Annotated in this window: 11 protein-coding genes; 6 read left to right on the forward strand and 5 right to left on the reverse strand. The window is 63.3% G+C overall.

From position 1 onward, the window contains the following. Positions 1 to 308: 308 nt before the first annotated feature. On the reverse strand, positions 309 to 3,200 hold the full coding sequence (locus MNQ99_RS16320) for a Pls/PosA family non-ribosomal peptide synthetase (RefSeq protein WP_241913676.1): 2,892 nt from the start codon (positions 3,198 to 3,200) through the stop codon (positions 309 to 311). 294 nt (positions 3,201 to 3,494) lie between these two features. Next, complete coding sequence (locus tag MNQ99_RS16325) at positions 3,495 to 3,638, reverse strand: hypothetical protein (RefSeq protein ID WP_241913677.1); 144 nt, start codon at positions 3,636 to 3,638, stop codon at positions 3,495 to 3,497. Positions 3,639 to 3,783: 145 nt separating this feature from the next. Here MNQ99_RS16325 and MNQ99_RS16330 point away from each other — a divergent pair, with 145 nt between their 5' ends. Continuing rightward, positions 3,784 to 4,113: a hypothetical protein gene (locus MNQ99_RS16330; protein ID WP_241913678.1), complete on the forward strand. Its 330-nt coding sequence runs from the start codon at positions 3,784 to 3,786 to the stop codon at positions 4,111 to 4,113. Between the two features lie 174 nt (positions 4,114 to 4,287). Here MNQ99_RS16330 and MNQ99_RS16335 read toward each other — a convergent pair whose 3' ends face one another. Then, positions 4,288 to 4,752, reverse strand: coding sequence for a hypothetical protein (locus MNQ99_RS16335; protein ID WP_241913679.1), 465 nt, complete (start codon positions 4,750 to 4,752; stop codon positions 4,288 to 4,290). 1,246 nt (positions 4,753 to 5,998) lie between these two features. Between MNQ99_RS16335 and MNQ99_RS16340 the strand changes: the two genes are divergently transcribed. After that, a complete protein-coding gene (locus tag MNQ99_RS16340) occupies positions 5,999 to 6,205 on the forward strand; it encodes a hypothetical protein (RefSeq protein WP_241913680.1) in 207 nt (68 codons plus the stop codon). 289 nt (positions 6,206 to 6,494) lie between these two features. On the opposite strand, the gene MNQ99_RS16345 is transcribed toward MNQ99_RS16340, so the two are convergent. Next, a complete protein-coding gene (locus MNQ99_RS16345; protein ID WP_241913681.1) occupies positions 6,495 to 6,719 on the reverse strand; it encodes a hypothetical protein in 225 nt (74 codons plus the stop codon). Positions 6,720 to 7,001: 282 nt separating this feature from the next. Here MNQ99_RS16345 and MNQ99_RS16350 point away from each other — a divergent pair, with 282 nt between their 5' ends. The 3 genes from MNQ99_RS16350 to MNQ99_RS16360 all read left to right on the forward strand — a co-directional run bounded on the left by MNQ99_RS16350 (position 7,002) and on the right by MNQ99_RS16360 (position 9,512). Beyond that, positions 7,002 to 7,358 (forward strand): carboxymuconolactone decarboxylase family protein, encoded by a 357-nt coding sequence (locus tag MNQ99_RS16350; protein ID WP_241913682.1) that lies wholly within the window; start codon positions 7,002 to 7,004, stop codon positions 7,356 to 7,358. Positions 7,359 to 7,383: 25 nt separating this feature from the next. Beyond that, a complete protein-coding gene (locus MNQ99_RS16355; protein WP_241913683.1) occupies positions 7,384 to 7,611 on the forward strand; it encodes a hypothetical protein in 228 nt (75 codons plus the stop codon). Between the two features lie 308 nt (positions 7,612 to 7,919). Then, positions 7,920 to 9,512, forward strand: a complete 1,593-nt coding sequence (locus MNQ99_RS16360; RefSeq protein ID WP_241913684.1) for an MFS transporter — start codon at positions 7,920 to 7,922, stop codon at positions 9,510 to 9,512. A gap of 118 nt (positions 9,513 to 9,630) precedes the next feature. Here MNQ99_RS16360 and MNQ99_RS16365 read toward each other — a convergent pair whose 3' ends face one another. Further along, positions 9,631 to 10,077, reverse strand: a complete 447-nt coding sequence (locus tag MNQ99_RS16365; RefSeq protein ID WP_241913685.1) for a hypothetical protein — start codon at positions 10,075 to 10,077, stop codon at positions 9,631 to 9,633. A gap of 660 nt (positions 10,078 to 10,737) precedes the next feature. Between MNQ99_RS16365 and MNQ99_RS16370 the strand changes: the two genes are divergently transcribed. After that, positions 10,738 to 12,714 (forward strand): APC family permease, encoded by a 1,977-nt coding sequence (locus tag MNQ99_RS16370; RefSeq protein WP_241913686.1) that lies wholly within the window; start codon positions 10,738 to 10,740, stop codon positions 12,712 to 12,714. Positions 12,715 to 12,853: the final 139 nt, after the last annotated feature.

A 12,853-nucleotide genomic window follows, 5' to 3' on the forward strand; every position in this document is an offset into this window, starting at 1 on the left:
GGCTCACAGCGCGCGCTACCGATTGCAGCCTGAGCGCCAATCAGCGGCCGTGCGGAGCATCTGATCCGGGCTGGAAGTAGCTTCAAACGGCTCGGCCGGTCCGGATGATGTCGCTGAGGTGGCGTTTCGGCTACAGGTGATCGCAGCTTGGGGGCACTATCGGCTGCGCACCGTCGTATTCCACGGAATGAAACCCGCATCCGGTTCAATGATGTTGTCCCGGGTCGGCTGAAAGTGCCCAGGGTGCACCTTAGCCGACCCGGAGCTTCACTTCGCCGGCGATTGTGCAGCCAACTACTTAAAGGACCTCATGAAAGAGGCCTCTCCAGAGCGGCGGAGGTGGACATAGTGGCGGCACGGGCCTCTTGGGCCGGGTTGCCACCCCACAGGGATCCTAGGGTGAGCGTTGATCCCTTCATCACGAAGGAATCGGCGGCGACGACGACGCGGTCTTCGATGGTTACGCCGTAGTGGACCAGTGCGCCGACGCCCAGCGTGACGTCGTCGCCGATGACGTCGTGGTCGGATTTGAACATCCCGTCCTCTTGGGAGTGGGACTGGATCAGGGTGCCGACGTTCAGTGTGCAGCGGGAGCCGATCGTCACCAGTGTCCGCTCGGGGATTGCGCAGCCGTCGTCGAACACCCGGGAGCCAATCCGCACGCCAAGCAGACGCCATACCAGCGGCTTGAAGGGGGTCCCGTTAAGGATCGACATGTATCGGCTATTGGCCTGCAGCTTCCAGTACCGCTCGTGCCACCAGAAGTACGGGTGATAGATGGAGCAGAGCTGAGGCTTCAGCCGCCGGGTCCCGAGCAGGAGGTGCTGGATGCCGATGGGGGCCAGCACGCCAACAACGAGCATTACGACGAACGATCCGCTGAGGGCCAGGAGACCAAATTGGTCCGACAGTTCGAGGCCGGCAAACGACACCAGTATTGCAAGCGACGCGAGGACCCAGCGGACAAGCATCAAGAGGGCCATCGAACGCAGATTGTGCCTGTTCTTGGCCGCGAGGTCACGGCGGAATGTGGCGCGGTCCGCATGCTCTTCGGAAACGGCGTCCCGCAGGACCGAGCGTGGGATCTCGAACGGTGGTGAACCGAGCAGGCCCACGTCGTGGCGGACCGGTCCGTCGATGGGAACCATGACCTTGGTCGCCAACAGGCAGTTGTCCCCGGTCTTGGCTTCGGCCGGGTAGAGCACGAAGTTGCCCAGGAAGTTGCGCGCGCCGACCGACGTCCGGCTGAGCTTGAACGAAGTCGCCGAATAGTCGGCGTTCATGAACGACACCCCATCGGCGATCATCGTGCCGGTGCCGATCTCCGACAGGAACGGATTGTCGTGCTTGAACATCGTGCCCAGGTTCGATCCGGTCTGCTGGACCGTGCCCTGCTTGTAGCCGAGGGCCCGCACGTAGTTCACGACGTATGAGCTATCGCCGAACAACGATGGAAACATGCGGCTGTTGGTCATCCTCGCCACCGCCCGCTCGGCGGCATGCCTCAGCCCGAACATCGGATACACCGTGTCCGGCTTCAATGCGAGCTGGGGCACCCGTGGCACGGTCGTGATCAGGAGCAGCCCAACGACCGTCCCGCCAAAGACGGTCAAGCCGGCGTAGAAAAGAGCGTCGCCGTAGAAGACCCAGCTGGTGAACGCCAGAGCCTGCGTCTCCAGGAGCGCCGCCACGTTCGGATCTGCCAGAACGAACAGGATCACCGCCTGCCCTACCAGTATGCGGCCCAGTCCGAGTGCGGCGACGAGCTGGGTCGCGGCAAACGATCCCCGGCGCCACGGACGGTAGGGTGTCCGTTCGACCCTGCTGTAGTCCACATCTGTACGCCTGCCCGGGGAACCGTGCCAATGCTCGCCCGCAGGCACGGCTTGGCCGGTGTACAAGGAGGAGCGGTGGCCCAACTGCGAGTCGTCTCCCATTGACGAGTCGATGTCCAGGACACTGCCCTCGCTGATGATGACATCGCGGCCAAGCGTCACCGCACCGAGCTGGATGACACCGCCGTGGGCGCGGTAGCCGTTGGCGAGCACGTCCTTGCGGATCACTGTCCCCTCCCCGATGGTGAGCAAGTCGGTGCAGACCGGCAGCCGGTTGGTCAGGATCGTGACGTTGCGGCCTACCTTCGCGCCCATGGCCCGCAGGTAAAAGGTCGTCAACGGGGTACCGGTCATCAGCGTGAGGGGCGAAGTGCGCATCAAAGTCTTGACGAGCCACAAGCGGAAGTAGGCGAGGCTCCAAATGCGGATCTCCTGGGGACGGAAGCGCCCGACGATGATCCACTTCGCCGCAATGGGCAGGATGCACAGGGCCACGAACACCACCGCTGCGTAGGCCGTCGACCGCAGGTAGATTTCCAGGAAGCTCATACCGTGCTCCAACCATTCGTGGTTGCCAGGCCCGGCGGCCGGGAACACCCACTGGTACCACACGGCCGCCATCAGGCCGGCAGCCAAGCAGTAGCCGAGATAGACGAGCGTCTGCAAAGCGCCACACGTTATGTACTCCCCCGTCCGCGCGTCCATCGGCGGCGTTGTCTCCGGCACCGACGCCACGGCTGGCGAAGGCTCCTCCTGCTTGTCCTGCTGCGGGGGAACCTGCAGGGCCGCGGCGAGTGCCGAGATATTCGGATTGCCGTAGATCTCCTTCATGGACACCTTCGGAAGGTCCGGCTGCTTGCGCACACGGGCGCAGAACTGCGCCATCAATAGCGAGTCCGCACCCAGGTCCTGGAAGAAGTGACTATCCGCCGGAACCGGCTTGCCGCCGAGCACACCGGACAGCACCTCGGCCAGCCGGACTTGCAACTGCATCTGCGGCGCCGGTGCCTCTTGCGCCGGCGCCAGGGCAGCGGCCAACGCCGAGATCGTGCGGTGCTGGTAGATGTCCTTGATCGACACCGACGGCAGGTCCGGTTGCTTGCGAACACGGGCGCAGAACTGCGCCATGACCAGCGAATCCGCACCCAGGTCCTGGAAAAAGTTGGCGGCAACAGGAATGTCGTCCTTTTTCACCACTGATGCGAGAATGCCCGACAGCCGGCGCTCCAGGTCAGCGACCACATCCGTGGCCGGCATGCCTAGAGAGCCGTTCCCCGCCGGAGCCGAGGGTGCAGCGGGAACCGGAGAATTCGTCGTAGTTGTGGAACGGGGAGCTTCCTGCAGGTCGTCCACGTGCTTTTTCACTGGACAAAACTCCTTAGAGCCCAGATTAGTGAGCAACGCTTTTCTGCCCAAATGAACCCATGAAGCTGCAAGTTTGGGCTGCAGATCGTGAGGATCGGGCATTCAGCAGGACGACGAGAATGATTCAACACCGGCGGTCGGCCCTAGTGTCTGCCTGTTCGTCCATAGGGGTTGTGGCGGAGGAATGAGTTGGGGAAGGCACGGCTGAACAGGCGGCGGAATGGGCCGGGGGTCAGGCTGCCGGAGTTGCTGCTTCACGATGGTGGCTACGGTGAGCTCTTTCAAGTTTACTCGTCATAGCTCCACCGTCGAGCCCGGCCATACGCCCGCACTGTGGCGGAACTGTGAATGTGCTGTGGAGGCATGCTCGTTTTTCGCCCGGCCCTCGTCGTCCCAGCGTCCACGGTCATCGTCGTCGTTGATCTGGGGAACCGTCATGGTCCTCGTACCTCTCGTTGTTCTGTTCCTCGCGAGAGCGATCTGTCCCTTGTGGGGCCCTGCGTGCCGGTGTGGGCGTCCGCGGTGCGGCGGCGAAACGATCAGGTACGGAAGACGGCTTTGGGCGACAGGACGGCAAAGACCAATGACAGCGGTACAGGAACAAACGGGCCAGCGAACGCTCAATGAGCCGGTCGAAATTCGCTTCACGCCCCAAGGCGTGCCGTTGGCAGTGCGATGGCAGGGCCGGCTTTGGCCGGTAGCGGCCCAGCCGCTGCATTGGTTCAGCCGGTGTTACTGGCGGGAAGCAAACATGCCTGCCGGGCGCGGCCAGCGCAACATTGTTGACGTCGAATTCTGGCGCCTACAGGTACGGGCCACCTCGACCTCGCCCCTGCGGACGCTGGAGGTGCGCAAGCATCCGGGCTGGGATGGATGGCATCTCGTGCACGTCTCCGACGAAGAGTGGACATGAGGCCCTTCAAAAAGAGGCAATCGCCACCTATGTGAAGATCATCTGGCTGGTCGCTCCGCTGGCGCCGCGCGACCCCCTGCGGTGTCAGCGGATCAGGGTTTCACCCGCACGTTCGTCCGCGGCGCAGTGGAAATGCACTAAAAATGCACTGAAGACGCGGTAAAGATCGAGTGCCTAGCTGCTGGACTTGGGATCATTCAACCCGCGTACCAGCAGGTTGTTGTGCAGGTAGCGCCAGCCTTCGGCCAGGTCCTTACCGGCGTTGTAGCCGGCGAATACCAATTTCGCTTCCACGAGGTTGGTGATTTCGACCCCCGTGCCCACATAAGGGGTGGAGTCGCTGCACCCACGACCTTCGGCACCCCCTTCGCTCTGGATGACCACGCAGAGGCGGCCGTCCTCGGGGTTGACGGGCACCAGGGAGTAGAACTTGTAGCCGTCCTTTTCGGCCAACAGATGCTTGTTGGTCGATTGAGCTGCCAGGCTTTCGACATCGCTGGCGGCGGCTTCAGTTGAAACAGCACCAGTCGAACCGGCGGAACCTTCAGGTTCCGATGGTGCCGGCTTTGGTCCGCTGGTGCAGCCGGCCATCGCCAGCAGTACCGCAGCGCCAGCAATCAACCTGGTCAGCGTCCGCATGGTGCCCCTGTCCCGTGTAGCAACGTTTGTCTCACGCTAATGGCGCCGCGGTTGGGTCGGAAGTGTTCTGAGATTGCGAAGCAATAACTTCCAAAAGGTTAATAACCGACAACTGCTTAGCTGTGGCCGTTCCGCTGGAGCTACGCGACCCCCTCCCATCCAGTCCGGCTGCCGCAACGTCAACAGGAGCGCCGCCTAGGACGTTGCCTATTCACTGGCCTAACCGTCACCGGCCCAGCAAAGCGGTCGGGTATGTTCATTCCATCGGGCGGGCCAGGAGGAACGATGAGACGTTGGGTCGTAGCCGCAATGCTATGGGGCGTCCTCGTGATGTCCATGGCGGGATGCGGGGCCAGTGGTGCCGATGCCGACCCGAGCGCCACGAATGGGACATCGAACCGGTGGCATGTAGGCGTGCTCGGTCCGCGATCCGGCCCCTACGACCAATGCGTGAATGACCGAAGCATTGAAGAAGCCTTTCAATCTGCGGACATGCCTTCCTCGCATTTGGGCATCAAACTTGTGGCATCAGCAACGGCAGAAGATGCTCAGCGAATCGCAGACTGTCTGAGACAGACCCTGAAAACCGGCGAAGTATCAATCAGCAGCCCGGAAAGCTAGAGCCAATCCTGGCCAAGCAGACGGAATAGGACGGACTGGCGCCCGTCCTTCTCCATACCCGAAGCCTGCAAGCCGAATCAATGCTAGAAAGTCTGAACGTAAAACGTCTCCTCGCGGAGACACTGATCCGGTGCACGACCCAGCAGTTTTCCGATGTCGTCTCCCGGCAGGTACCCGCCGCCCAAACTGACGAGACTATGTCAGTTGAGCGCCAGCCTAACTGCTCTGCTGCCGGCCGATCAGCAGGCGCGGGAACGGGACGGGCTGTCGCCCGCCCTCCGTATCCGGAGGCTGACCAGAGGCAGGTGCCGGAGGCTCTATATGCCGCTCTGTCGTAGTCTGATGGTGATACTGGTCGCCCCGCTCACGTCAACAGGGGCCTGATGCATGGGGGTTCTGCTTGAAAAGGTCATCGGTCGGACTGACCACTGTTTTGCTATTGACGGCAGGAATGGTTGTGGGTGCGGGTTCGCTTTTGAGCGAGCCCTCGATCGAGCCAACGGCTTCCGCCCCCTCATTGCCAGGTACGGAGCCGACTTCTCCGACAGCGGCCGGCACCAACGGCGAGGTGAACGAGGGATTCGCCGCATGCTCACCCGACTATGCCACTGGCCCTGGTGCCGACATGGACAAGCGCACCATGATCGGCGCGGAGAACAGCGTCGTGGTGTCGCCGGCAGAAATGCGCGACATGGGCATGCCCGAAAGCATGATCAGGGCCCAGACCGAATCCTGGAAGAAGTTGTCACCGCAAGAACAGCAGGAACAGCTTTGCCGGGCGGCGCAACAGGATGAAATCAGGAGTCCGACCGCAGGGTCTCCCCAGCCATGAGTGTTCGCGCACGCCGGGTTCGTCGGTAACGTCGGCGGCCCTCCGATGATGCTCGGACTTCTTGCCTCTCCTTGTGCCCGTCGCGTTCGGTCTAAGAAACTAAAGTGGATTTCCTGCTGGGAGATGACGTCGATGACCTTCTACCGCGGTTAGGCCACACCATCTGCCCCTTTGCGGTTCCCCCTCTGCAGATGCTTCAGGTCAGGCTCCAAATAAGGAAAAGGACGGGCCCAAGTCTTGCTGCTCCGCCCGATGGCTTGACAGCTCTGCCGATCACGCCGATGCCCCCTCATCGGTCAATGCTCTTGTCAGCTGCGACGCCGGTTGCGACGAAAATTGCTACAGCGGGCAAGCTTCCGGCATAGGCGATGATGGCTTGCAGCTCATAGTCGGGGACGGGCAGCGGCGGGTCGACGGGCGCCACGGAGTATCGCATCGAAGCGAGGAAGAGAAGCGCTGCGATAACAGCAGCCGCCACTTCGGCTGCGGTGAACCAGGCGGCGGTTTTCGACATGCGGGCTCCTCTCATCCACCGAAAGTATCGTTCGGTACACAACGGCCATGCCGGCTGTTGGCGCCAGCCCGTGCTCTCGCAACCCGCCGATACCGGAAATTGGGGCGCGACCGTCAATCGTGTTGGCAGACTTTTCGGAGGCTGCCGGGTTGCTGGCGCGAGCTTCATCCCCCGCGGGTGATGTCGTCCTCTCCTTGGGTGGAATAGGTTTGGCCGAGCCGCGGCGTTCGGTTCCGTCGCGTCCCTCTGCACACAACACCGCAACCGGATGGAGACATGACCATGGCCGAAGAAGAAAACCCAGTCCTCGACACACTCGTCGAGATCACGACCGCATCACTCGATCACTCCAACCTCGATTCTCGGGAGCTGATGCTGGCTCGGATCGCGGCACTCGTGGCAGTCGATGCCCCGCCCGCCTCCTACCTGCTCAACGCCGGTAGCGCGATGGAGGTCGGCATCACCTTGGAGGATGTCCAGGGTGTCCTCATCGCCGTTGCGCCTATCGTCGGCACGCCCCGTGTCGTGGCGGCCGCCAGTGACCTCGCAAAGGCGCTCGGCTTCGCCATCGGGCTCGAGATCGGGCTTGAGGCAGAAGCCGAATCCGACACCGACACCGAGGCCCGGGCCGAAGACTGAACTTGGCATGCGGGGCCGAGAAGTTATGCCGTTGTCGGGGCTGTGGAGAATCGGGAGCGAGAACGGCGCAGAGGTCCCCTACAACGTCCACGACTCCGACTCATTCCACGTCATCGAGGACGAGGCGGAATTGGAAACTCCCGACGGTGGGAAGATCATGCTCGTCGCGGGGGGTGTCTACTCCTTCACGGACGGGTCCACGGCCATTTGGCGGACCCGGTCGCCCTTCCTGAAGTTCTTCGTCGTGGCCTGATCCCGACCGGCCCGAAAGCCGGGCCGCGTGCCCTCGTGCCGCATGCTGGCGAGAGACGCGGCAGATGCTGCAGTGAGGCCCTGGGTGTCCGTTGAAACCTGCAAACTGGTGTCGCCCTGTCCGCACCGGCATTGCAAGGCGGATCCTTGGTCTCTGTTCAGACCTTTCCGCCGTCGGTAGGGTGTTGATTGTATGTTTTGCGCGGGACCGGCCCCTCGGCGGTGAACCTGCCGGGGCGACGCCTGAGGAGGCGACATGTCCGCCCCAAAAATGAATCCACACATCGCGGGCGGAACCGGCGGCCAACGATGAATCCGCCAAACTCCGGCGCCCAGCCGGTGCCGTTCAACCAAAGACTCGCGCTGCTGCTGGCGATGGCCATGTTCGTGCTCGTTGTCGACACGTCGATCATGAACGTCTCGATCTCCGCCGTAGTCAAGGACATCAACAGCACCGTCAGCGACCTTCAAGCGACAATCGCGCTGGAAGCGCTAGTGTCCGCCGCCTTCATCCTGATCGGCGGCAAAGTGGGAGACCTGATCGGCCGCAAACGCGCCTATATCCTGGGGCTCTGCGGGTATGCCGTCGGCGCCATCGCGATGACAGTGGCCCAGAGCATTGTGCCGATCCTTATATGCTGGGCACTGATCGGCGGCCTCGGCGCTTCCCTCCTGCTTCCCGCCATGCAGTCCCTCATCCATGGCAACTTCGACGGAGACGCCCGGACCCGTGTCTATGCCCTTGTCGGGGCATCGGCGGCGATCGCAGCCGCCGTCGGCCCCCTGCTCGGGGGCTTCATCACCACCTTCCTGTCCTGGCGCGTTGCCTTCCTGCTGGAAGCCGTCATCATCGCAGTTGTCCTATCCGGCATCAAGATCGTTCACGACGTACCATATACGGGACCCCGGGAGTTCGACGTTGTGGGCTCGGTCTTCTCCGTGGTGGGTATGGGCGGCGTCGTCCTCGGCATTCTGGTCTGGCAGGAAGGCGGGGAGGCCGTCGGTGCCCTCATCATCGTCGGTGCCGCCGGCCTGGTCAGTCTTTTCTATTGGCTCGCGCGGCGAGAGCGCCTTCATAAGCCGACACTCCTGGACCCGGGACTGTTCCGGTCGCACGCCTTCCGGTTGGGCGCCACGCAGCAGATGCTCCAGCAGATTGCCCTCGGCGGCACCATGATCGTGCTGCCGATCTACCTCCAGATGGTGCTTGAGTACAACGCGCTGCAGGCAGGACTGTCCATTTCGCCACTCTCGCTCAGCATGTTCGCAATCGCCCTGCTCGCCGGCAAAATGTCGGGGGCGCGACGGCCGGCCAGCATCATCAGGTGGGGCTTCATCCTGCTGATGGCGGGGCTGCTCGCGGTCCTGCCGGTCGTGCCCCGCGCGGACTCCGGCTGGTGGCTCCTGGTCCCGATGGTCATCGCCGGGTGCGGTCTCGGGCTACTGGTGTCGCAACTGAACAACTACACCTTGTCCCCCATCTCTGACGAGCGCGTCAGTGAAGCCGCCGGCGTGAACTCGGCCGCTGGCTCGTTCGGCCTCTCGTTCGGGCTCGCCTTCGCCGGGGCCATCATGCTCGCGTCGCTCTCGATCATTTTCACCAGCTTGGCGACGTCAAGCACGGTGCTCCCGCCCGCCGAGCAGCAGCAGGTCGCGCAGGTCCTCGAAGAAGATGCCCAGGTACTCAGCAACACCCAACTCGCTGAACTCCTCGCCGGTCAGACACCGGAGATCCAGGCCGAAATCATCCGGATCAACACCGAGGCCCGGCCCATCTCCTTGCAGATAGGCCTGCTCATTCCGATCCTCGCCAGTGCCACTGGCCTCCTGATCTCCTTCCGCATGATGCGACTGCCCGATCCCAAGCCCTCCGGCACCGGAGGGGGGACAGTCCTGGGCTGAGTCATCGGGTTCCGAACGAATTGCAATCGGCCGTGCAGTGCCTCGAGTTCGGATACCGCTCACCGCACCGTCGCTGCGATGCCGAGGCGGATCGGTCCACCTATCAGGCCGGAGTGAGCTAGGGAGCTTCGGCCGGCGCCACTGCAAGGGCCCACAGGCCCTTGGCCTCGGCATTCTCGACCGCAATCGTGACCTTGCTGACGGGCAACTCCATGGTGGTCGTGACCTCGGAACCGCAGTCAGTGCTCCCGGTTCCGAGGTCACCGTCTGCCGCTGTGATTGTTACGGTCATGGAGCTTGCGCCCTCGCACACCATCCCGATGCTGTACCAGCCTGCCTTCTCCGGCGTGAACTCCAGGCCCGCGCCGGGCCCAATGCCACCGGAGGCGCGGTGGACGCCGGGCGCTCGCCACTGCTCTTCGCCGAACTGCTGGTTCGCCCACTCTTCGGGGTCGCGCTGGTCTTGAGTATCCTCTGCATCCAAGGACATCCCGAGTGGGCCGCAGGCCGTCACCGAGAGGAGCAGGGTCGCGGCCAAGGCACCGAAAGCTGGACGAAACGTCATGCCCGCAGCCTACCCAAGGACAGAGCATCGTTGGTGTGATCAGCGCCGCGCAGCTTGCCTGGCGTGTGAAGTCTGGCTGTTCACCCTGGTCGATTAGTAGGTCAGCCCGCGGCCTGACCCTCGCGGGCCACCTCCTCCAGAATCCTGGCTGTCGGCGATGCCGTCATCAGCGGTATTCCGGAATACCCGGACAGACCGGGCGCCCGACGCGGCGCGGCCTGCGGGATCGCTGTCGAAGACTCTCTTACATTCCGCGTAGTCCCGGACCGGATAGCCAATCTGCAAGGTGAACATCCTCGTTCCTTTCCCTCGTCTTGGGTAAGCATTACAGTAGGCCTGCCAGTCTCTTCCGGGTAGGGCCCAAGGCTGGTGGTGATCCGGTCCAGTCGATGGCGGAGCGGGAGCCGAGAATCGGGATACGCCTCCTGGAATCGTTCCAGAGACGCCAGTGGACGGCGGCGGGCGGCCCGGCCACCCGGGTATTCCCCGAGAGCTCCGCCGAATTGTCACCCGGCCGGTCCGCATAAAGAAAGCGTTAAGGACCGCTACGGCACGGCCCAGCCGGTGGTGTCATTGGAGCAGCAGACTTGCCGCGGACCACGGAGCGGCCGATGTTGTCGCCGCCGTGACCGCGGTGCTGTGATTTGCGGAGAGGATCAGATGACCACGCTCAGCATTCCCCCGGTGGATCCCTCGGCGCCAGGCCCCGGGGCCGGGGAGAAATTCAGAAGCTGGCTGCTGTTCGGCCTGCAGGATGCCAAGGGCTCTCATCAGGGGCCGGGCGCGGTGGGCGGTTCTCACCTGAAGAAGCATGCGTGGTGGCAGGTGATGTGCCTGACGGGCGTCGACTACTTTTCCACCTTGGGTTACCAGCCGGCCATCGCCGCACTTGCCGCGGGCGTGATCTCGCCGCTGGCCACCCTGGTGCTGGTGGCCGTCACGCTGCTCGGCGCCCTTCCCGTTTACCGCCGAGTGGCCGGCGAAAGTCCCCGGGGCGAGGGATCCATTGCGATGCTCGAGCGGCTGCTGCCGCGCTGGGGCGGGAAGCTCCTGGTTCTGGTCCTGCTGGGGTTCGCCGCCACGGACTTCATGATCACCATGACTCTCTCCGCCGCCGATGCTACGGCCCACGCGATCCAAAATCCCCTGGCCCCGGCTTGGATGCAGGGACAAAACGTTGCTGTCACGCTGTTCCTGCTGGCTCTGCTGGCGGCGGTATTCCTTCACGGCTTCATGGAAGCCATCCGCGTCGCCGTGGCTCTGGTGGCCATATACCTGGGCCTGAACGTAGTAGTGGTTGCCACGACAGTAGTCGAAGCTCTCACCCATCCGGTCGCCGTCGAGAACTGGTGGCTCGCCCTGACCACTTCACATGGCAGTCCCTGGATGGTCGTCGGCATCGCCCTGCTGGTTTTCCCAAAGCTTGCCCTGGGCCTGTCGGGCTTCGAAACCGGAGTGGCCGTGATGCCGCAGATCCGTGGACATGCCGGCGACACCGAGCAGAACCCGGCCGGCCGGATCAAGGGTGCCAGACGCCTGCTAACAACGGCTGCCGTCATCATGAGTTCGTTCCTGATCACCACAAGCTTCACCACCGTGATCCTGATCCCGGCCCAGGAATTCGAGCCCGGCGGCCAAGCCAACGGCCGGGCCCTGGCGTTCCTGGCCCATGAATACTTAGGGAACGGTTTCGGCACCATATACGACCTGAGCACCATCGCCATCCTTTGGTTCGCCGGCGCCTCCGCCATGGCAGGGCTGCTCAACCTTGTCCCACGGTACCTGCCCCGATACGGAATGGCCCCCGAATGGGCCCGGGCCGTGCGACCGCTGGTGCTGGTTTTCACTCTGATCGGGTTCCTCATCACCTATCTCTTCAAGGCCGACGTCGATGCCCAGGGCGGCGCCTACGCCACCGGCGTGCTCGTGCTGATGACCTCCGCAGCCATCGCCGTCACGCTTTCGGCCCGCCGACGTCAACAACACCGGCGAACAGCCGGTTTCGGGACCATCGCGCTGGTGTTCATCTACACCACGATCACCAACATCTTCGAACGGCCCGAAGGCATCCGAATCGCCACTTTCTTCATCCTGGGCATCATCGTTATCTCGCTGCTCTCCCGGATCCTGCGTTCCTTCGAACTCCACGCGACCCACGTCCACCTTGACCGCCAGGCACTGGAATTCGTCGCGAAAGCCGACGAAGGGCCCATCGGCATCATCGCCCACGAGCCCCAGCGCCTGAGCGCCGATGCCTACCGGGACAAACTAACTTCGGCCATCGAGGTCAGCCACCTGCCCGTGGACCAGCAGGCACTGTTCCTGGAAGTGATCGTGGACGATTCCTCCGACTTCGAAACAGCACTGGAGGTCCGCGGGGTCATCCGGCACGGCTACCCCATCCTGGAAGTGCACGGGCCCGTGGTCCCGAACACGATCGCCTCCGTGCTGCTTCACATCAGGGACGTCACCGGCCTGATGCCGCACATCTACTTCCGCTGGACCGAGGGAAACCCCGTCATCAACCTCCTGCGTTTCCTCTTCTTGGGCGAGGGCGAGATCGCACCCGTGACGCGCGAGGTGCTGCGCGAAGCAGAACACGACGTCACCAAACGACCGTGGGTTCACGTCGGCTGACGGCCGCTCGGTGTCCGTGCCGAGAATCGCGATGCGGCGCACCACCTGGAATACGATCCACTCAGGCACGAAAGCACACCTTCCCGCGTACCGGGATTCCGCAAAGATCGCCGGCGCACGACCGCCAATACGATGCGCT

It is taken from the genome of Arthrobacter sulfonylureivorans (genome assembly GCF_022637435.1).
Classification (GTDB): Bacteria; Actinomycetota; Actinomycetes; order Actinomycetales; family Micrococcaceae; genus Crystallibacter; species Crystallibacter sulfonylureivorans.

What these genes read in the sequence shown, in the direction of transcription:
- MNQ99_RS16325 (WP_241913677.1), bottom strand. Translation starts at nt 3,638, where the DNA reads ATGACGGTTCCCCAGATCAACGACGACGATGACCGTGGACGCTGGGAC.
- MNQ99_RS16330 (WP_241913678.1), top strand. Translation starts at nt 3,784, where the DNA reads ATGACAGCGGTACAGGAACAAACGGGCCAGCGAACGCTCAATGAGCCG.
- MNQ99_RS16335 (WP_241913679.1), bottom strand. Translation starts at nt 4,752, where the DNA reads ATGCGGACGCTGACCAGGTTGATTGCTGGCGCTGCGGTACTGCTGGCG.
- MNQ99_RS16340 (WP_241913680.1), top strand. Translation starts at nt 5,999, where the DNA reads ATGGACAAGCGCACCATGATCGGCGCGGAGAACAGCGTCGTGGTGTCG.
- MNQ99_RS16345 (WP_241913681.1), bottom strand. Translation starts at nt 6,719, where the DNA reads ATGTCGAAAACCGCCGCCTGGTTCACCGCAGCCGAAGTGGCGGCTGCT.
- MNQ99_RS16350 (WP_241913682.1), top strand. Translation starts at nt 7,002, where the DNA reads ATGGCCGAAGAAGAAAACCCAGTCCTCGACACACTCGTCGAGATCACG.
- MNQ99_RS16355 (WP_241913683.1), top strand. Translation starts at nt 7,384, where the DNA reads ATGCCGTTGTCGGGGCTGTGGAGAATCGGGAGCGAGAACGGCGCAGAG.
- MNQ99_RS16360 (WP_241913684.1), top strand. Translation starts at nt 7,920, where the DNA reads ATGAATCCGCCAAACTCCGGCGCCCAGCCGGTGCCGTTCAACCAAAGA.
- MNQ99_RS16365 (WP_241913685.1), bottom strand. Translation starts at nt 10,077, where the DNA reads ATGACGTTTCGTCCAGCTTTCGGTGCCTTGGCCGCGACCCTGCTCCTC.
- MNQ99_RS16370 (WP_241913686.1), top strand. Translation starts at nt 10,738, where the DNA reads ATGACCACGCTCAGCATTCCCCCGGTGGATCCCTCGGCGCCAGGCCCC.